Annotated in this window: 13 protein-coding genes; 7 read left to right on the forward strand and 6 right to left on the reverse strand. The window is 58.9% G+C overall.

Annotation, left to right across the window (positions count from 1 at the left end; genetic code table 11):
* Positions 1-16 precede the first annotated feature (16 nt).
* A complete protein-coding gene (locus CKA38_RS01995; protein ID WP_108824006.1) occupies positions 17-1,168 on the reverse strand; it encodes a Gfo/Idh/MocA family protein in 1,152 nt (383 codons plus the stop codon).
* Positions 1,169-1,328: 160 nt separating this feature from the next.
* Here CKA38_RS01995 and CKA38_RS02000 point away from each other — a divergent pair, with 160 nt between their 5' ends.
* Positions 1,329-2,309, forward strand: coding sequence for a malate dehydrogenase (locus CKA38_RS02000; protein ID WP_108824007.1), 981 nt, complete (start codon positions 1,329-1,331; stop codon positions 2,307-2,309).
* 239 nt (positions 2,310-2,548) lie between these two features.
* Here CKA38_RS02000 and CKA38_RS02005 read toward each other — a convergent pair whose 3' ends face one another.
* Both CKA38_RS02005 and hutI read right to left on the reverse strand, forming a co-directional pair.
* Complete coding sequence (locus CKA38_RS02005; protein ID WP_236919100.1) at positions 2,549-5,602, reverse strand: tetratricopeptide repeat protein; 3,054 nt, start codon at positions 5,600-5,602, stop codon at positions 2,549-2,551.
* 534 nt (positions 5,603-6,136) lie between these two features.
* A complete protein-coding gene (gene hutI / locus CKA38_RS02015) occupies positions 6,137-7,351 on the reverse strand; it encodes an imidazolonepropionase (protein ID WP_161554666.1) in 1,215 nt (404 codons plus the stop codon).
* A gap of 148 nt (positions 7,352-7,499) precedes the next feature.
* Here hutI and CKA38_RS02020 point away from each other — a divergent pair, with 148 nt between their 5' ends.
* The 3 genes from CKA38_RS02020 to CKA38_RS02030 all read left to right on the forward strand — a co-directional run bounded on the left by CKA38_RS02020 (position 7,500) and on the right by CKA38_RS02030 (position 10,015).
* Positions 7,500-8,324 carry a substrate-binding periplasmic protein gene (locus tag CKA38_RS02020; RefSeq protein ID WP_161554667.1) on the forward strand — a complete coding sequence of 275 codons (825 nt, stop codon included), beginning with the start codon at positions 7,500-7,502 and terminating at the stop codon, positions 8,322-8,324.
* 119 nt (positions 8,325-8,443) lie between these two features.
* Positions 8,444-9,106 (forward strand): amino acid ABC transporter permease, encoded by a 663-nt coding sequence (locus CKA38_RS02025; RefSeq protein ID WP_108824011.1) that lies wholly within the window; start codon positions 8,444-8,446, stop codon positions 9,104-9,106.
* A 138-nt stretch (positions 9,107-9,244) separates the two neighbouring features.
* Positions 9,245-10,015, forward strand: coding sequence for an amino acid ABC transporter ATP-binding protein (locus CKA38_RS02030; protein WP_269467221.1), 771 nt, complete (start codon positions 9,245-9,247; stop codon positions 10,013-10,015).
* A gap of 156 nt (positions 10,016-10,171) precedes the next feature.
* Here the strand turns inward: CKA38_RS02030 and CKA38_RS02035 are convergent, their stop codons facing one another.
* The gene (locus CKA38_RS02035) at positions 10,172-11,542 is read right to left on the reverse strand and encodes a DcaP family trimeric outer membrane transporter (RefSeq protein WP_108824013.1); all 1,371 of its coding nucleotides are present in this window, start codon (positions 11,540-11,542) and stop codon (positions 10,172-10,174) included.
* A 157-nt stretch (positions 11,543-11,699) separates the two neighbouring features.
* Between CKA38_RS02035 and CKA38_RS02040 the strand changes: the two genes are divergently transcribed.
* Complete coding sequence (locus CKA38_RS02040) at positions 11,700-13,148, forward strand: amino acid permease (RefSeq protein ID WP_108824014.1); 1,449 nt, start codon at positions 11,700-11,702, stop codon at positions 13,146-13,148.
* Here CKA38_RS02040 and CKA38_RS02045 read toward each other — a convergent pair.
* Together CKA38_RS02045 and CKA38_RS02050 are read right to left on the reverse strand one after the other, a co-directional pair.
* The gene (locus CKA38_RS02045) at positions 13,106-15,202 is read right to left on the reverse strand and encodes a hypothetical protein (RefSeq protein ID WP_108824015.1); all 2,097 of its coding nucleotides are present in this window, start codon (positions 15,200-15,202) and stop codon (positions 13,106-13,108) included. The two genes, CKA38_RS02040 and CKA38_RS02045, sit on opposite strands and share 43 nt — an antisense overlap.
* A gap of 254 nt (positions 15,203-15,456) precedes the next feature.
* The gene (locus CKA38_RS02050; RefSeq protein WP_161554668.1) at positions 15,457-16,227 is read right to left on the reverse strand and encodes a trigger factor; all 771 of its coding nucleotides are present in this window, start codon (positions 16,225-16,227) and stop codon (positions 15,457-15,459) included.
* 714 nt (positions 16,228-16,941) lie between these two features.
* Between CKA38_RS02050 and CKA38_RS02055 the strand changes: the two genes are divergently transcribed.
* Together CKA38_RS02055 and CKA38_RS02060 are read left to right on the forward strand one after the other, a co-directional pair.
* Positions 16,942-17,616 carry a TetR/AcrR family transcriptional regulator gene (locus tag CKA38_RS02055; protein ID WP_108824017.1) on the forward strand — a complete coding sequence of 225 codons (675 nt, stop codon included), beginning with the start codon at positions 16,942-16,944 and terminating at the stop codon, positions 17,614-17,616.
* A 27-nt stretch (positions 17,617-17,643) separates the two neighbouring features.
* Positions 17,644-18,720 carry an NADH:flavin oxidoreductase/NADH oxidase gene (locus tag CKA38_RS02060; RefSeq protein ID WP_108824018.1) on the forward strand — a complete coding sequence of 359 codons (1,077 nt, stop codon included), beginning with the start codon at positions 17,644-17,646 and terminating at the stop codon, positions 18,718-18,720.
* The last annotated feature ends 4 nt before the right edge of the window (positions 18,721-18,724 follow it).

Raw genomic sequence — 18,724 nt, forward strand, 5'->3', positions numbered from 1 at the left:
CCGTTTCAAAACGCACTCACGGACGGAAGGATTTTGACCAGTCGGTTGTTACGGGAACACTCTTTTGCACCTTCTCAATTCTGGAGGTGGCGATTTGCTGCTTGAGAAGTTGTTCATAGCGCCGGGCGTCCATCGGAAATGGAATGCTCTCGCCGGTCCACGCGGACATGAGCATGGCGTTGGCGAGTTCGACGGAATACATCCCCTCGGCGGCGGGCGCGACGAGGGACTCGCCTCGCAGAATCGCGTCGGTGAAGTTTTGCATGATGCCGACGTGCTGCGGACCGTGATCGGGAAAGGTGAAAACGGACTCGGTCGTCGCCGGCAGCGCAAAGCCCTCGGTGGCGGTGCGGCTGAAACGCGTCATGCCGGTTTCATTCCGGCGGAAAACAATTTTTTCGTCCTCGTAAACAATACGCCCGCGCTCGCCGACTATCTCGAGCCGGTGCGTGCCCGGCGCCTCGCCGGTGGACGCGATGAAGACGCCCGTGGCGCCGTTCGTGAACTCGATGTAAGCGGTGACATCATCCTCAACCTCGATCTGGTGGTAGCGGCCGAACCCGGCGTGGGCGGTCACGCGCACCGGCAAGCCGAACAACCATTGGAGCAAATCGAGATTGTGCGGACACTGGTTGAGCAAAACACCACCGCCCTCGCCCGCCCACGTGGCGCGCCACGCGCTCGACGCATAGTAGGCCTCGGTGCGAAACCAGTGAGTCACAATCCAGTTCACACGGCGGATTTCGCCGAGGTCGCCGCCGCGGATGAGTTCGCGGATTTTGAGGTAATACGGATCGGTGCGCTGATTGAAAACAGCCGCGAAAACAAGATTGCCGTCGGTGTGCGCGGCGACGAGGCGCGCGGCATCGGCCTTGTGGACGGCGACGGGTTTTTCAACCAGCACATGCAGTCCCGCCTTGAGCGCGGCGATTCCGACGGGAACGTGAAAATAGTGCGGCGTCGCGATGAGGATGGCGTCGATGAGGCCGGAGGCGATCATCTCGTCGGCCGTGGCAAAACCGCGCACGCCGGGAAATCGCGCGAGCTTGCCCGGATCGGTATCCGCGATGGCGGCGAGTTCGAGATCGCGCACCTTGCCGTCGATGATGTTTTGGGCGTGAACCCCGCCCATGCCCAATCCGACAACGCCTATTCTTACTTTTTTCATCCGCGCATAAAAATGCACGCGACTTGCGCCTTCGCGAATAAAAAAACGGAATGCGCCGAAAATGCGAATGCGCGGCGTGATTTTTGTGATTTGTTGACGTTATTTTTTAAAAAACTCGTGGACTCGCGCGCCAAATCCCGCAACCTGACAGGTTCCAATTATGAAAACACCCATTCGTGTCGCTGTTACCGGCGCTGCCGGACAAATCGGTTATTCGCTCCTCTTCCGCATCGCCTCTGGCGCGATGTTCGGCCCGGAGCAACCCGTCATCCTCCATCTCATTGAGATCGAGCCCGCGCTTCCCGCGCTCAACGGCGTGGTGATGGAACTGCAAGACTGCGCGTTCCCGCTCCTCAAGGGCATCGTCGCAACCGCCGACCTCAACGCCGGCTTCAAGGACGTCAACTGGGCGCTGCTCGTCGGCTCCGTTCCCCGCAAGCAAGGCATGGAGCGCAAGGACCTGCTCAGCATCAACGGCAAGATCTTCACCGGCCAGGGCAAGGCGATCGCCGCCAACGCCGCCAAGGACGTGCGCATCTTCGTCGTCGGCAACCCCTGCAACACAAACTGCCTCATCGCCATGAACAACGCGAAGTCGATCCCCTCCGACCGCTGGTTCGCGATGACCATGCTCGACCAAAACCGCGCCGTCACGCAGCTCGCGATGAAGGCCGGCGTCGACACGACCGAGGTCAAGAACCTCGCCATTTGGGGCAACCACAGCTCGACGATGTATCCCGACTACTTCAACGCCAAGATCGGCGGCAAACCCGCCACCGAGGTCATCAAGCACGAGATTTGGTTCAAGGACACCTTCATCCCGACCGTGCAGCAACGCGGCGCCGCCATCATCAAGGCCCGCGGCCTCAGCTCCGCCGCCTCGGCCGCCAACGCGGTCGTCGACACCGTGCGCAACCTCGTCAACCCGACGCCCGCCGGCACCTGCTTCAGCGTGGGCGTCTGCTCCGACGGCAGCTACGGCATCGAGAAGGGCCTCATCTACTCGTTCCCGATCGTCAGCGACGGCAAGAACTGGAAGATCGTGCAAGGCGTGGAAATCAACGAATTCTCGCGCGAGAAAATGACCGCCACCGAGAACGAGCTCAAGGAAGAGAAGGCGATGGTCGCCGAGTTGCTCTAAGAGGGGCAACCGCGCAACAAGCAAAATTCTTCCGCACTTTCAACGGCGTCCGCAAAAACGGACGCCGTTTTTTTGCGCATGGTGGTTTTCAAGCGCAAAAACCGGCTCACTTAAATTGGAACCAATAGAGCGTTTTTATAAATAGTTGTGGTCGTTTTTGACAGGGCGGTCGGCAGACTGTCGCTAGCGTTCGAAACTCCAAACCCGCCGCGTTTGGCGCGCAAACTCAACCGCCTTTGTTATCGTTGCCTGTTTTTAGCGGATGCTTTTTTGCCGGCTTCCTTTTCGATGAGACGCTGCAATTCGCTCGCGCGGCGCTTCATCGCGTCGGACGATTTCGGATCATTCTTCAATTCGTTTATCACCGCTTGCGCTTCCTCGTGGCGTTTCAGGCGCCAGTAAACTGTCGCCAGCGCGTAGTGGGTTTTGTCGCGTTCGCGCATGTGCGGAAGCGCCTCAAGCACGGCGTTCATTTTTTCGACGCGTATATTTGGATTCTGCGACTCTATGATCGCGAGCATTTCATACGCCTCCATGTAATCGGGCGCGAGTTCGATGGCGCGGTCAGCAAGCGCCGCATATTTGGCGGCGGCCCTGGCGGACATAAGGCGACCCGGTTTGTCGGGTTTGATGTCGTCGTATTTTAGAAGCTCGACATAGACTTTCGGATTGGCCGCGTTTTTTTTGATCGCCTTGGCCTTGTAATGTGCGGCGGTTTTGGCGTCGTTCATGCGCATTTGCGCCTCGGCAAGAATTTCATAAACGCGCGGATTTTCCGGGTATTTCTTTTCCAACTTGAACATGACGTCGAGGGCCTCGAGAGACACGGTGGTGGGAGTCATGCCGGCGCGCCAGGCCAGGCCGGCGAGCTCAATTTCGATTTCCTCATCGTCCGCCAGCCGGGTTGTGATTTTGTTTCTGATGGGATCGGCGGGAATTGTGGTGGTGGTGGCCACATATTCCCCGGCGCGCATATAGGAATTGAGCGCTTGTTCCAGTCCCTTGTAATCGGAACCAAAAACCTTTTCAAAAGCCTTGGCGGTGTCGCCTCGCGGGGGCGATGTTTCGGCAGCGAAACGCATCAGGTTTGGCACGGTGTAGGGTTCGTTGTTTTTGCCGAGCATCGCATAATGCAGGAGGAGCCACGAGAGCGCGTAAAATTTGGCCGTCTCGGGACCTCCTCCCTGATAATAGGGGCTGCGGTAGCCGACGTTGAACAGGGTGCCCAACGGCAACGGTGGAGTGCGGGTTATTGTCTTGAGACGCATTTCCTCCACACGGCCAAAAGTCACGGTGTCTCCACGGATGGAGGCCGTTTCATAAACTCCGGCCATGCCCTCGCTAAACCACAGGGGAACCCTCGGTCCCATCCGGGTGGAAATCAGGGAGTGGATGTATTCGTGGATGATCAGTCGCTGGCCGAACCGGCCCGCGTGTCTCATCATGATGCGCGATTGCAGGTGTCCTCCAAAATACTTGCCGGGAGGTGTGTGCGCCTTTCTGTCGGGACCGTCGGGCCGATAGCGTTCGTAGTGTTCATTGTCATCAAATATGAATATCAGCGGCTTGGGATCATAGATGCGGCCCTGCGGAATCGTGCGAAAAAAGAATTCGCGGAATTGTTCGAGTTGGATGAGCAATTGAAGGGACGCATATTCGTGGGCGGAAGTGAATATGTCGAAATGCTCGCTGGAGAGTTTCAGCCATCTCTCCTTGGTGCCAGGTTCCATGGGCGCGGGCTTCGGAGGCGCTTGTTTGGATTTCGGAAGCGGGGCCGGGGCGGGCGCACCGGTTTCCTTTGCGATGCGCCGCTGCAACTCGTGCGCGAGGCGCTTCATGTCATCGGACGATTTTGTATCACCCATCGTTTCATTTAACATCGCTTGCGCTTCGTCATGGCGTTTCAGGCGCCAGTAAATCGTCGCCAGCGCAACGCGTGTTTTGCCGCGCTCGCGCATGCGCGGAAGCGCCTCCATGATGGGTCTCGTTTTTTCCACGCGCATAACCGGGCTTTGCGACTCGATGATCGCCAGCATTTCATACGCCTCCATGCAATCGGGCGCGAGTTCAATGGCGCGGTCAACAAGCGCTTTGCATTCGGCGGCCGTCTTTTCCGGCACCAGGCGCCCGGGTTTTCCCTGGTCGATTAGAGTCCCGATGAGCTCGATATATGTCATCGGATTAGCGGTGTTTTTCTCAACCGCCTTGGCCAGGTAATTTGCGGCGGCTTGGTTGTCGCGCTTGCCCGTTTGCATTTCCGCCAGGAGTTCGTAAACACGCGGGTTTTCCGGATGCTCTTTCTCCAACTCGCGCAGGGCGGCCATGGCATCGGGGGCCTTGTTGACGCGCCAGGATAAACCGGCACGCTCGAGCTCGAACTCCTCGTCCGTGACGGCTAGGGAGGTGATTTTATTCCGAATGGGGCTTGTGGGGATTCTGGCCGTTGACTTCTCGTATGCCCCGGCGCGCAAGTAAGAATCGAGAGCGTCTTCCAACGTTTTATAATCGAAGCCGAAAACTTTTTCAAAAACTTCGGAAGTGATCGCACCTGGACGCGATGACTCGTCGGCAAAGCGCAGCAAGTTTTCCAGTGTGCAGGATTCGCTGTTTTCGCCGAGCATCGCGTAATGCAAAAGAAGCCACGCCTGTGAGCGGAACTTGCCCGTCCTGTCGTTTTCCTTGTAGTGTGGGCTGTTGCGATTGGCGGTAAACAGGGTGTCGAGCGGTATCAGGGGCGGGCGGCTTATTGTCTGGAGTCGTATCGCGTTCGTTCTGCCAAAAGTAACGGTGTCGCCATTGGCGCTGAGCGTTTCGAAAACTCCGGCCAGCCCCTCTTCCAGCCAGAGGGGAACATCCGGTCCGAGTCGCGCGTTGATCAACGAGCAGGCATATCCGTGATAACTAATGTGGACGGGCAGCCGCCCGCGATTGACTGTTATCATGATGCGCGGCCGTAATCGTCCTTCCAAATAAGGGGTCGCGGCCTGGCGCGCTCCTGCATCTGGATTCTTGAATAAGAGGCGGGAGCGTTGTTGATGGGAGTTAAATATAAATATTAGCGGCTTGGGTTCGCAGGCGGAGTCCCGCATGTGCGGAATCGTGCGCAGGACAAATTCGCGAAATTGCTCAAGCTGGACGAGCGCGTGCATGGATCCGCGCTCGCTTGCCGAACTGAGCATCTCGAAGTGCTCGCTGGTGAACTTCAGCCAGTTCTCGTCGTCGGAGGGCTCGGGCTGCGCCACGGTGACAATGGCGCATAACAAGAAAAACAAGGTCAGTATGAGGGCACGCATAGGGGGCGAGGGTTTCATGTGCGTGCTCTGAGACTGGACACAAACACGGCGCGCGCAAGCAAATCACCATGCGACGCCTCGGCGCGAAATCACGCGTGCGACACGGAGCGGCTGCGTCTCGCTGCCGGACGCGAGCAAAGCGAGCGCCCGCGCGTGTTTGTTTTTCGAATTCAAAACGGCTTCTCTACGGCGCTTTCGCATTCGCACGCGCACAGCCGAATGGCGAGGCCGATGGCCTCGTCCGGCGGCGGGACGCGCGCCGCTCCTCGCACACGCGCCCATTCATACATCTCAAAATTCTGACAATCGATAAACACCCCGGACCTTTCTTTGCGACCTCAACCATTACGGGTGTTTCACAGCGTGTTTGCCTGCATTACATTCACCGGCCAATCTACTTAATACACGCATTTTCCATTTCGATGTTTCGAGCGATAGCGACAGGCTGCCAACCACCCTACCCTTGGCGCGCACCAAAAGAATAAATCGCGTTCGCAAATGGGGGCACTCCCCGGATATCGAATCCCCGACTGCTCACACGAGTTTTCCGCCGCAGATGACTTGGGCGACGGGATTGCCGCCCAGTTCGTAGGCGAGCAGGCGTTCGTCCTTGTGGTGCAGCAAAACCAAATCCGCGCGCTTGCCCGGCTCGATTGTGCCGCGATCCGTAAGGCCGAGCACAAGCGCCGGATTCACCGTCGCGGCCACAATCGCCTCCTCGATGTCGAGCCCGCAAAAACGCACCGCCGTCGCGATGGCAAGCGGCATCGAGCACGAGGGCGACGTGCCGGGATTGCAATTCGTGGCGATGGCAACCGCGCCCCCGTTTTCCGCCAGAAATCCGCCGCGCGCGAAACGCTGGTTGAGATGCAATCCGGTCAGCGGAGTGAGCACGGCGACAACGGGCGACTCGGCAAGTTCGCGAAGCTGCTCCTTCGGCGTTCCCTCGAGATGCGCCACGCAGCCCGCATGCAACCGCACCGCCTCCGGCACCATGCCGGTCGGCGTGAACTGGTCGGCGCTCGCGCGAATCGGCAAGTGCTTGCGCGCCTTTTCGAGCAGGCGCACGCACGTCTCAACCGTCCACGCGCCCTGGTCGCAAAACGCCTCGATCGCGATCCCCGGAAACTCGCGCAACACCTCCGGCAAAATATCGCGCACGACCATTTTCGCATAGTCGTCGAGACTGCTGCCCTCGCAACCGTGCCCGAGCAACGCCGTCGGCACGACCGTGCCCGGCCAGTCACCCGCCGCGCGCTGGATCGCGCGAAGCATTTTTAGCTCGGCCTCGAGCGTGAGGCCGTAGCCGCTTTTGATCTCGAGCGTCGTCGTGCCGTTGCGCAAAAATTCGTCGAGCCGCCCGCGCAGGTTTGCGGCCAGCTGGTTGCGCGTGGTCTCGCGCACGGCGCGCACCGTGGCAAGCATCCCGCCGCCCTTCTTGAGCAGATCGGAATACGTTTCGCCGTTGAGCAGCGCCCGCCACTCATCGAGCCGCGAGCCCGCCCAGCACGCATGCGTGTGGCAGTCGACAAAACCCGGCATGAGCACGCGCCCCGCCGCGTCGATCACCTGCGCGTCAGCGGGCGCCGTGTCGATTTTTTCGGCGACCGCGGCGATTTTCCCATCGTCGCCGACCAGCACCTCGCCCAGCGGAATCACTCCCAGCGCGCGCAACTCCGCGCCGCGGCGGGCGACGGGTGATCCGGACAGGGTGAGAATGCGGGCATTGCGAATAATGAGGGCTGGCATGGTGCCCCTAGTAGAGATGCATCTCCGGATCGCTTCAAGAATTGTGTGACGGGCGGGGCGGCGTCCGGAATAAATTATGCAAAGCCTCAATTGACCCCGGCGCAAAACTTGCCCATGCGTGATGGTTTTCCTCGCAAAATCCACACTCATGAAAACACCCGCATTGTCCCTCCCTGCCAAACTCACCGCGCTGGTTTCGGCGCTTGTCCTCGCTCTCGGCCTCGCCGGTTGCGGTGGCGGCGGCGACTCCCAAAACACTTTCCGCATCGGCCTCGAGGCCAGCTATCCTCCGATGGAATTCAAGGACGCCAGCGGCAAAACGGTCGGCTTCGACATCGACATGGCGCGCGAGGTCGCGAAACGCCTCGGCAAGGATCTCAAGATTGTCGAGATCGAGTTCGACGGCATCTGGGAGGGGCTCAACACCGAGCGTTACGACGCAGCCATCTCGGCGTGCTCCATCACGCAGGCGCGCCTGAAAAACTACCTCTTCACCAAACCCTACATCGCCAACAAGCAGGTGATCGTCGCGAAGAAGGCCATCGCCGACAAAATCACGAGCCTCGACGCCCTCGCCGGCATGAAGGTCGGCGTGCAAAAAGGCACCACGGCCGATTCCGCCTGCCGAAAGTTTCTCGACGAAAACAAAAGCAAGCAATTCACGCTCGAATCGTATCCCGGCGCCACGCAGGCGCTCGACAATCTTGAGCTCGACCGCCTGCAGGTCGTCGTCGTCGATCTCGTCGTGGGCAGCTACTATGTGAACGACGCCAAGCGCGGCTTCGCCTACGCGCCCGCCTCGTTTGCCTACGAGCCCATCGGCGCGGCCTTCAAGAAAACCAACACCGAGCTGCACGCCAAGGTGGACAAGATCCTCGCCGACATGCGCGCCGACGGCACGCTCCAGGCCATTTCCAAAAAATGGTTCAACGAGGACATCGTCTCCAACGTGAAGCAGGAATACCCAGAGTGAGTTGATTTTCGATTTTCGATTCTCGATTTTCGATTGCGCGCTTCCGCGCGTGCCCGAAATCGAAAACGGAGCGGTAGCTCCCAATCGAAAATCGAGAATCGAAAATCGAAAATTTCAACATGACTGATATTTTTAACGAAATCTGGCCGATGATGCCGCAGCTGGCACGCGGCGCCGTTTACACCTTGCTCATTGCCTTTGTGGGGTTGATCGGCGGGCTCGTGCTGGGCTTTTTCATCGCCCTCGGCAAAATCAGCAAGAACCCGATTCTGCGCGCCGTGTGCGGTTTCTACACATGGTTCATCCGCGGCACGCCGTTGCTCATGCAACTGTGCTTTATTTATTTCGTGCTGCCGAAGCTGATTTTTCACCTGCGTTATCTCGACGCGTTGCAGGCGGCGCTGATCGCGTTCAGCCTCAACTCCGCCGCGTATCTCGCCGAGATGTATCGCTCGGCGATCCAGTCGATCGACAAGGGCCAGTATGAGGCCGCGCACGCGCTCGGGCTCACTTACTGGCAGACGATGGGGCGCATCATCATCCCGCAATCCATCCGCCGACTCGTGCCGCAGGTGGGCAACGAAATCATCATGTTGCTCAAGGACACCTCCGTCGTGGCGTTCATCGGCCTGACCGACCTCATGAAAATCACCTCGCAGATCCAAAGCTCCGGCGGCAAAAGCCTCGTGTATCTGCCCTCGGCGCTCATCTACCTGATAATGACGACGCTCTTCACCTACATCTTTTCCAAGATCGAGGAGCGCCACGCGAAATACGAATGAGCCGCTTTTTTCGCCGCTTTTCTGAACCACGGATTTCACGGATTAACACGAATAAATGCAAAGGCGCCGGAATCCGCGTCCCTGCAAATCCGTGAAATCCGTGGTTAATAAAAACTCCCAAAAATTTCTTTCACCGCCGTGTCCGAAAAAATAATTGAAATCAAAAACGTCCGCAAAAACTTCGGGAAACTCGAAGTGCTCAAGGGCATCAACCTGCACGTCGACAAGGACGAGGTCGTGTGCATCATCGGGCCGAGCGGCTCCGGCAAAAGCACGCTCCTGCGCTGCCTGAATTATCTCGAGCGTATCACCTCCGGAGAGATCACCATCCACGGCGAGCTTTTCGACAAGCGCGAGAACGACCGTGACGTTCACAAGCTCACCGCGTCCGAGGTGTCCGCGCACTGCGCCTCGCTCGGTATGGTTTTTCAGCGCTTCAACCTCTTCCCGCACATGACCGTGCTCGGAAACCTGATCGAGGCGCCCATGCGCGTGAAACACATGGACCGGGCCGCCGCGATCGCCCTCGCCGAAAACCTGCTCGTCAAGGTCGGCCTCGCCGACAAGCGCGACGAGTATCCCTCGCGCCTTTCCGGCGGCCAGCAGCAGCGCGTCGCCATCGCGCGCGCGCTCGCCATGCAGCCGCAAATCATGCTTTTCGACGAGCCCACATCGGCACTCGATCCCGAGCTCGTCGGCGAGGTGCTCAACGTGATGAAGGACCTCGCCACCGAGGGCATGACGATGGTCGTGGTGACGCACGAGATGAGTTTCGCACGCGACGTGGCGACGAGGGTTGTCTTCATGGACAAGGGCGAGGTCGTGGAGCAAGGCCCGCCGCAGGAAATTTTCACCGCACCGAAAAACGAGCGCACGCGCATGTTCTTGAAAAAAGTGCTGGCCTCGTAGGGGCGCACCTTGCGTGCGCCCTCATGTGCGAACGACTGTTTGCGCGGGCAGCCAAAAAGCGGGATGACGCGAGGGCGCGCGCAAGGCGCGCCCCCACAAAAAAACGGACGCCTTTTCGGGCGTCCGTTTTTTTGTGATTCAACGTTTTCGCAATTCTTAGAACAGCGAATAGCTGAAGGTCATCTGCACGCGGACGTTTTCGCCCGAGGAGCCGCTCTTCACCTTGTTCTTGCCGTAGAGGGCCTCGATGCCGACGTCGAAGCGGGGCATCACCGTCCACACGAAATTCACCGAGGCGTATTGCACGCGGTGGTAGGCGTCTTCGGCCTGGGTGGAGATGTTCTTGATGCTGGACACGCTGTAGGAAGCCGTGGAGCGATACTTCGGCGACCAGCGGTGCGTGTAGCCGGCAACAAAACCCCAATAGGTGAGCGCCTTGAGTTCGCCCTTGCTGTTGAACGCCATGTCACCGTCGCGGAAAAAGTCATTGATGTGGCTGAAGATGCCTTCGCCGTAGGTGCCTTCGAGCTGGATGCTGTCGTTTTCGCCAAACTTGGGGCAGAGGCTCAGGCTCAAACCCCAGCCGAGAACGTCGTCGTCAACAGGACCGTCAACGGCGAGTTTGCGCACGATGCCGCCGAGTTGGGCGCTGCCGCATTTTTCGCTTTCCCAGCGAATGTTGGCCGAGACGTCGGGAAGGCGATCCCTAACGCTGCCGTCGTTGCCCGTGGCGCTGTAGAGCGAGGCGTCCGGGTTGGAGATCGCGAAGGCGGTGCTGAAGCCGCGGCCAAAGGTCGGCGTGTCGTAGCGCAGCATGGAAGGGCGCGAGAAGACCTTGGCGCTGGCGCCGCTGTAGTCGAGCGTCGCGGGCCATGAGTCAACGTTCTCAAAGGGCGAGACCGTCTTGCCGAGCGTGAACTTGCCGAAGCGGGTCTTCATGCGGGCATAGAGGTGATTGATGCGGTAGCCCAAGTCGCGGCCATTGCTGGTGTCGTAAAAGTCGTTGTTGTAGAAAACGGTGATCTCGTTGTCACCTGCCACGGTGATGGCGTCGAAGGTGATGTTCGAGCCGCGTCCGGTGACGTAGGTGTGGTTCGAGCTGTCATAACCGCCGACTTCGGAGCCAGGGACATTATTGTTTTTGACAGGCACGAGCGCGACGGCAAAGCGGCTGTTGAGGCCGGGGTTGCGGCTGTCGGCGATGACGTCGAGACGCGGGCTGAGGTTGAGGCGGACCTTGGTGTTGGTGCCGGGCACGAAGATGTAACCGTCGCCGATGTCGTGAAGGCCGATGGCCACAGGCTCGGCTGGCGCGACGGCAACCGGGGCCGGGCGCGTGTTGCCGCCCTGCTGCTGCTCGAGACGCGAGATTTGCGCGTTCTGTTTGATAACCATTTCCTGCAGGCCCTTGACGGAGGCGCGCAATTGCTCGACCTCGGATGACGAGGTTTGGGCTGTCGAGGGAAGAGCAGCGGTTAATAAGAGCGCAAGACTTGCGCTGATGTTACGTAGCGAGGTTTTGTTCATGGTGTTTTCGATGGACAGAAATTTCGATGCTCTGCGATTTCATCGGCCGTGGTCGATATTATTTTCCAAACCAACGATATTGTTTCTTGCCTCCCCCTTGCCCCGCCCCTCATTTCTAGACGCTTCTTTCCCAGCAACTACCGCCCACTAATCTCTTATGGACCAAAGCGTCACGCCCGATACCCAGCCGCCGCAAACAGGTTTGCTCAAGCGCGGACTGAAAAACCGTCACATCCAACTTATCGCCCTCGGCGGCTGCATCGGCACGGGGCTGTTTCTCGGCTCGGCGGGCGTCATCCAGCTCGCGGGCCCCGCCATGATTCTCGGCTACCTGATCGGCGGAATCATCGAGTTTTTTATCATGCGCCAGCTCGGCGAGATGGTCGTCGAGGAACCGGTGGCGGGATCGTTCGCGCACTTCGCGTATAAATACTGGAGCAAGTTCGCCGGCTTTATGTCGGGCTGGAACTACTGGGTGCTCTACGTGCTCGTGGGCATGGCCGAGCTCACGGCAGTGGCGAAATACATACACTGGTGGATGCCCGACATGCCCCAGTGGATTCCGGTGCTGGTGTTCTTCATACTCATCAACGCAATCAATCTCGCCAACGTGAAGATATTCGGCGAGGCAGAGTTCTGGTTCGCGATCATCAAGGTGCTCGCGGTGGTCGGCCTGATCGTGTTCGGCGCGTATCTGCTGATCGGCGGCGGCGCGGGTCCGGAGGCAGGCGTGGCAAATCTTTGGAAGCACGGCGGATTTTTCGCGCCCGCCGAAAGCGGTTTCGCGATGTTCCAGAACTTCTCAATAGCGCTCGTGCTGATCATGTTCTCCTTCGGCGGACTTGAGCTTGTGGGCGTGAGCGCGGCCGAGACGGCCAATCCGAAAAAAACCATCCCGAAGGCGGTCAACCAAGTGTTTTTCCGCATCCTCATTTTCTACGTGGGCGCGCTCACCGTCATGATCATGCTCCAGCCCTGGCCGGAAATGGTGAAGGCGATCAACGCGGTCAGCAACTCCGACCTCGGCGACAGATACGGCGCGAGCCCGTTCGTGCTCATCCTGAAACAAATGCACGTGCCGAGCGCGGCGGGCATTCTCAACTTCATCATCCTCACCGCAGCGCTCTCGGTTTATAACAGCGGCGTGTATTGCAACAGCCGCATGCTTTACAGCATGGCGGACAAGGGTAACGCGCCGGCGCTCTTCAAGAAAACCGACCGCCGCGGCGTGCCCGTCAACGCGCTCATCGCCTCGGCGTGCGGCACCGGCATCGGCGTGCTCATCAACTACACGATGCCCGGCAAGGCGCTCGGCCTGCTCTTCGCACTCGTGGTCGCGGCGCTTGTGCTGAACTGGGCGCTGATCAGCTTCACGCACCTGATGTTCCGCCGCGCCAAGAATCGCGAAGGCTACACGACGAGTTTCAAATCGTGGGGTTTCCCGGTCACAAACTGGATTTGCATCGGTTTCGTGGCGTTCATCCTGTTTGTCATGGCCGCGTGGGCGGGCATGGAAACCTCCGTCATCATCATGCCGATATGGATCGGTGTCCTGGGATTGCTCTACTGGATACTGCATCGCAAGCCCAAGCAGGGCGCGCAGTAACCGGAAAACGGGCGAGTTCTTCGCCTCGACGGGCGGCCGAAAAAGCCGCCCTTTTCTTTCGCAAACGCGCTTTTACTGCTGCGGCTGTTGCTGCTGTTGCGGCGGCGGTTGTTGTTGTTGCTGCGGCGGTGTGCCGACCTTGGTCCGTTTGACTTCGTAAGAGCTCGGCTGGGACACTTGCTGCGCTTCATCATCCGGGTTCGCGGACGAATCCTGCGCGGCATCCGCGGGGGCGGCGGTGTCGGCAGTTGCAATTTCAGTTCGTTGAAACGCTCGCGCTCCGCGTCGTCCTTCGATGTTTTTAGAGCAAATTCGACCAGAGCTCGCGCAGCCGTGTTGTTTTTCATGCGCAGCAGGATTCGGGCTGACTGATAAAGCAGCGCCCGGTCATTCCTGAACAACACCAAACCTTCCGACAGGACGACAAAATTTTCATTGGACGGCGTCGCCGAGCTCGCGATCCATGCGTCGGCAATCGTCCGGTAGGTTTGCGGCAGGGCCGGCCTCAACTTGCGCGCGGCAAAAAGCACTTCGAGAATCGGCGTGAGTTGCGTGGGCGTTATGTGCACGCCGTCGGAGGCCTCCGGGTGCGCCTTGGCGTCGTCCAGCAAAATGCGCGCGTATGCGGGATAGGCGGCGGCGCGTTTCGCCTTTCCCGCGACGGCTTTCGAGAGCATGCGGCGGGCGAGCTCGGTCTGGCCCGCCGCATGGGCGGCGAGGCCGTAGGAGGCGAGAAATTCCGGATCGCGCGCCCCGCGCCCGTAAGCGCCGCGCAGCGTGGGAATCGAGGGGGAGGCATTGTTGGCGAGCACGAGCGCGTCGGCCTTCATGCGCGCGCTGTCCCCTTCCGGCGCGAGCGTGAATTCGCGCGCCGGCGCGTCGATGCGCTCGCCCTTCCCCTTGACGACGAAATCCGTGTATTGGTAGGCCGTGAGGCCAATGTAGCCGCGCAGTTCGACGAGGAATCTTTTGTAGGTCACGCCAAAGCACTCCTTGAACAGTTCCTCGGTCATGGGCTCCTTCGCCGAGCGCGCCACAAGGGTTTCGAGCGCGGTCTTGTAGTTTTTGTTGGGAATCCCGTAAAGGCACCTGTGCACGAAGGCGTAGCATTGCTTGGCCCAGACGTTGTTGCCGATCGGATTGCGCGCGAGCGGCGAATCGCGCGTGACGCCAAAGAAATCCTTGAACCCGAGAAGCGCGCGGCGATCCAGTGCGACGTTAAAATCCTCGTCCGGTATGGTCTCCATGCCGGGAATGCCGACATCCTCCTCGTCGCTGACTTCCATATCCTCGCCGTCGCCGGCAACGGGGGCGACAACCGCCATGTTGTTCTTGCCCTGGCTGCGGCGCACGGACCTGAGCTCCCCGATTCGGATGTATTTTGGATACACTTCCATCTTTTGGATAATTTGCAGGACGCCCTCCTCATACCACGCGGGCGGCGGCGTCTCCGTCTGGCTGAGCAAATAATGCACATACTCGCGATAAAGGAGGCTGTAATAATCGACATCGAATGTCGCGCCCAGGGACGAGGCGTCGATATCGTAAGTGGTGTCGTTAAGCGTCACGCTCGAGGTGCTCATATCGATCACAATAAAAGCCTGCTCGGGCCCAATAAGCGTGGTGCTCGCGCGCGCACTGGCCTTCGAATAATCGGCCTGGTCCGACCGTGGAATGAAATCGTCGAACCCCGAGCGCCCGCACAAAACCAGCGTGGTGGGTTTGCGAACGGTGACATTGATCGGCCACGCGGCGTCGAGCGCGACGCGAAACATCTCGAAATCCTGGATCAGTTTCCGCGAGGCGCGCTCGCTGGCGCTGGAGTAAATCTCAAAGCCCGGGATGCTGGTGGTCAGCCAGTTTTCCGGACGCGGCAGCTCGGTTGCGGCCGTGACCACAAGCGTGTCGAGCTGCACGACGGGTTCCTGATCTCGCGCGGCAGTGCCCGAAGCGGCGACGGTGCCGGAAACGGCCTGCGCAAAACTCAAGGTTGCGAAAATAGGAGTCAACGAAAGGACACGGACGGCAAGAAAACGACGAGTCACGGATTGCATAAAAAATGAGTGGTAATCAGATAAGACGAGACTTGTGGACATGAGTTTCGCAACAGTCACGCCGTAAAAAGATCCCCCCGAAAAAACACCGGCTCAGTGGAGGGACCGGCCCTGTCCGGTCCGCAAAATCAAAAAACGAAAATCAAATAAACGACCGGCCATCCCGTTTGCCCCATAAAAAATTAAACCGGGGTGGCACGAACGCCACCCCGGATTAACAGGATGCGGAATGCGCCGGCAACAAGGCCGCGGCCTTATGCGACGATTGCCGATTCCTGCGCCAGGAACGCTTCTTCTTGTTTCGTGAGGAAGTCCAGGACCGCCTCAATCAAAAGACTTTCGCGAATCACCTCGATCTGCCCGTTTTTGTTATAGGCGGCGCGAAGCTTGGCGGGACTCATGCCAACCGTGTCCGCCACATTCCGGAGGTGCTCCTCCAAACGCTCCTCGCTGACCGTGATGCCGTGGCGGTCGGCCACCTCGTGCGCGATGATGTGCAGGAGCGCGTTGTGCTCGGCCTCGTCCCACAACTTTGACCCCGGCTGCACAATGTCCCGGTGCGTCGAATTGAGCGCCTTGCGAATGATCGGCTCCGGCACAGTGCATTCCGTGTTTGCAACCAGCCATTCCCTGGCCTCCGTGCGCCGCGTGTGTTTGCAGTCCGCGACGGGCTCGAAATTCTCGCAATCAGGCAGCGCCACCTCCGGGCGCAAAAGTAGTTCGATCGTGCAAACAAATTTCTCCCCGGGCTCAAGCGAGGCCTGAAGAATCAAAAGCGGACCAACCGTGCGGATTCCCTTTTCAACAAGAACCGAGCGGATCAGCCGCGACGCGCATCGCCGGATGGTCTCCGCCCGTATCTCGCGGCTAAAACAGTTGGCCGTGATGATTGCGGGCACCTCGCCCGGCGAGAAACCGGGAACCGGAATGTCGCGATAAAGCGCGCAGGCTTCCGCGTAGTCTGAGGCTGCCGTGCTCCATGCCGCTTCAAGCGTAATGCGAATACAGCCCGGGGTTACTTGCATGAATGATGTATACATTTTGGGAGTTTCCTATGGGTTAATACACTGCGAGGGCGGGTCGACTAAGCTGACTGTCCATATCACTGAAAACATGTGAACTGTAATATATTTTTTTCGGATGTGGCGTCAAAAAGTGTATAATAAGTATGAAAAACATCCCGCATCCGAAGCACTCGCGCTCCCACGAGCATTTCGGGACAAGGCGCCAAAAATTGGCACATATATTCCGCTTTCCATCATAAAGTTATAAAAACTTCAAACGCGGACGATCTATTTTCGCAACACCGCGCAATCACAATCCCGGAACAATATTTATTAAGATTATATAATCAAATAAACCGAGTTGTTAATATATAGTGAAACGCATGCCGTCCATAATTCTGACACGCGCTGAACCCCCGGCCATGCGCGCAGCTTCGCCTACAATGTCCCCCGTTTGCCCGCAGCCGGGATGGACGTGACTCGTCGAAATCAAACGACGGCTCGTCAGAAGGAGAAAAATTGGGAAGCGAAACATCCGCCCGCGAAGTCCAGTCAAGTCCCCTGTCCCACCTCTTAAAGTTCCGGCAGTGGAGCAAGCCTGGCGCTCAAAGGAAACATCGACCGCCTTTCGTCAATCGCGGACAATCAATTTGAAACATGCCTTCATAACTTGTTTACGTTGAAAAATGAACTTTAAGCTTGTTTGTTGACTAATAAGTCAACAAATTATGTCACATGGGACGCACAAGTAATGCCGATCAACGCCTGATGGATGCCGCACTCTCTCTCATTTGGGAGCGGAGCTACGGTGCCATCACGATTGATGACATCTGTCGGAAAGCGGAAGTAAAGAAGGGGAGTTTTTATTATTTCTTCGATTCCAAGGCGGATCTGGCCGTCGCGGCACTGGATCGATATTGGAGTGAACGGAAACCCTTGTGGGACAGCCAGTTTTCATCAACACTCGCACCAATGCAACGCATCCGCGCACACTGCGATGAGGTTTACCGGCAACAGTCCGCGACCAAGGAGCGCACGGGGCGCGTGCTGGGGTGCCCGTTTTGCACGCTGGGTTCCGAAATTTGCAAGCAGGACGAGACGATCCGCGGCAAAATTTGTGAAATCCTAGATAACAAATCAAAGTATTGGGAATCAGCAATAAGCGATGCCCAACGGGAGGGGCTTGTCGGTCCGGGAAATATCGCCGAAAAGGTTCAAAACGCCGAGGCATATTTCGAAGGACTGCTCGCCCAGGCGCGCTTGCACAATGATGCCGAAATGCTTGCCTCGCTTGGGGACAAGGTGTGCGAGCACATACTGGCGCGTGACGACAGTTCCGCAGGCGAGGCTCGCCCGCCGAGCGTGCCGAGAGATGTGGAACCGGAAGAATTTGATTCAACCAAGTATTAATAGACAACCAGTCAACTATTAAGAATTATGAGCATACTTCACACACCGTTTTCGTTAAAATCCGTCACAATTCGCAACCGCGTAGGCGTATCGCCGATGTGCATGTTCAATGCGCAAGACGGGCTCGCGTCGGACTGGCATTTGGCGCATTATGGCGCGCGGGCCATCGGCGGCGCGGGGCTGATCATTGTGGAGGCGACAGCGGTCGAGGCGCGCGGCCGCATCACGGCGAATGATCTTGGAATATGGAGCGACGCCCATGTCGAGCCGCTGGCGCGCATCAACCGCTTCATCAAGGCGCAGGGCACGGTGCCGGGCATGCAAATCGCGCACGCGGGACGCAAGGGATCAATCTCGACCGCCCAAAATGGAGGGCAACTCGCCGCAAATGAACCCGGCGGATGGGAGATCATCGGGCCGAGCGCCGTGGCGTTTGGCGGCGCACTTGGCCAGGTGCCGCGCGAGATGACAATTGAGGATATCCGCGCGGTTCAGGACGCGTTTTTCGCGGCCGCGAAGCGCGCGCTGGCGGCGGGCGTCGAGTGGCTGGAAATCCACGCGGCGCACGGCTACCTGGCGCACAGTTTTTACTCGCCACTGGGCAACAGGCGCGCGGACAACTACGGCGGCGTATTCGAAAACCGGATACGCTTCCTCATGGAAACGGTCGCGGGCGTCCGCGCGGTGTGGCCGGAAACGCTGCCGCTCACGGTGCGCATTTCGGCGACGGACTGGGCGGATGAGCGGGGCGGCTGGACGCTTGAGGATTCGGTGGCGCTCGCGAAACGCCTGAAGGCGGCGGGGATCGACCTGGTTGACACGAGCACCGGCGGCGGCGCTCCCGACGCAAAGATTCCCGTGGCCCCGGGTTATCAGGTGCCGTTTGCGGAGCGCATCCGGCGCGAGGCGGGCATCGCCACGGCGGCCGTGGGGTTGATAACGGACGCGGCGCAGGCCGAGGAAATTTTGCGCGAGGGACGCGCGGACATCGTTCTCATCGGTCGCGAGTCGCTGCGCGATCCGAACTGGCCGCAACGCGCGGCGCGCGAGCTCGGCGCCGATGTGAAGGCGTTTGCGCCGGGGCAATACGCGCGCGCGTGGTGAGGGG

This window comes from Ereboglobus luteus (assembly GCF_003096195.1).
GTDB lineage: Bacteria > Verrucomicrobiota > Verrucomicrobiia > Opitutales > Opitutaceae > Ereboglobus > Ereboglobus luteus.

What these genes read in the sequence shown, in the direction of transcription:
- CKA38_RS02020 (WP_161554667.1), top strand. Translation starts at nt 7,500, where the DNA reads ATGAAAACACCCGCATTGTCCCTCCCTGCCAAACTCACCGCGCTGGTT.
- CKA38_RS02025 (WP_108824011.1), top strand. Translation starts at nt 8,444, where the DNA reads ATGACTGATATTTTTAACGAAATCTGGCCGATGATGCCGCAGCTGGCA.
- CKA38_RS02050 (WP_161554668.1), bottom strand. Translation starts at nt 16,227, where the DNA reads ATGCAAGTAACCCCGGGCTGTATTCGCATTACGCTTGAAGCGGCATGG.
- CKA38_RS02060 (WP_108824018.1), top strand. Translation starts at nt 17,644, where the DNA reads ATGAGCATACTTCACACACCGTTTTCGTTAAAATCCGTCACAATTCGC.
- hutI (WP_161554666.1), bottom strand. Translation starts at nt 7,351, where the DNA reads ATGCCAGCCCTCATTATTCGCAATGCCCGCATTCTCACCCTGTCCGGA.
- CKA38_RS02005 (WP_236919100.1), bottom strand. Translation starts at nt 5,602, where the DNA reads ATGCGTGCCCTCATACTGACCTTGTTTTTCTTGTTATGCGCCATTGTC.
- CKA38_RS01995 (WP_108824006.1), bottom strand. Translation starts at nt 1,168, where the DNA reads ATGAAAAAAGTAAGAATAGGCGTTGTCGGATTGGGCATGGGCGGGGTT.
- CKA38_RS02035 (WP_108824013.1), bottom strand. Translation starts at nt 11,542, where the DNA reads ATGAACAAAACCTCGCTACGTAACATCAGCGCAAGTCTTGCGCTCTTA.
- CKA38_RS02055 (WP_108824017.1), top strand. Translation starts at nt 16,942, where the DNA reads ATGGGACGCACAAGTAATGCCGATCAACGCCTGATGGATGCCGCACTC.
- CKA38_RS02000 (WP_108824007.1), top strand. Translation starts at nt 1,329, where the DNA reads ATGAAAACACCCATTCGTGTCGCTGTTACCGGCGCTGCCGGACAAATC.
- CKA38_RS02040 (WP_108824014.1), top strand. Translation starts at nt 11,700, where the DNA reads ATGGACCAAAGCGTCACGCCCGATACCCAGCCGCCGCAAACAGGTTTG.
- CKA38_RS02045 (WP_108824015.1), bottom strand. Translation starts at nt 15,202, where the DNA reads ATGCAATCCGTGACTCGTCGTTTTCTTGCCGTCCGTGTCCTTTCGTTG.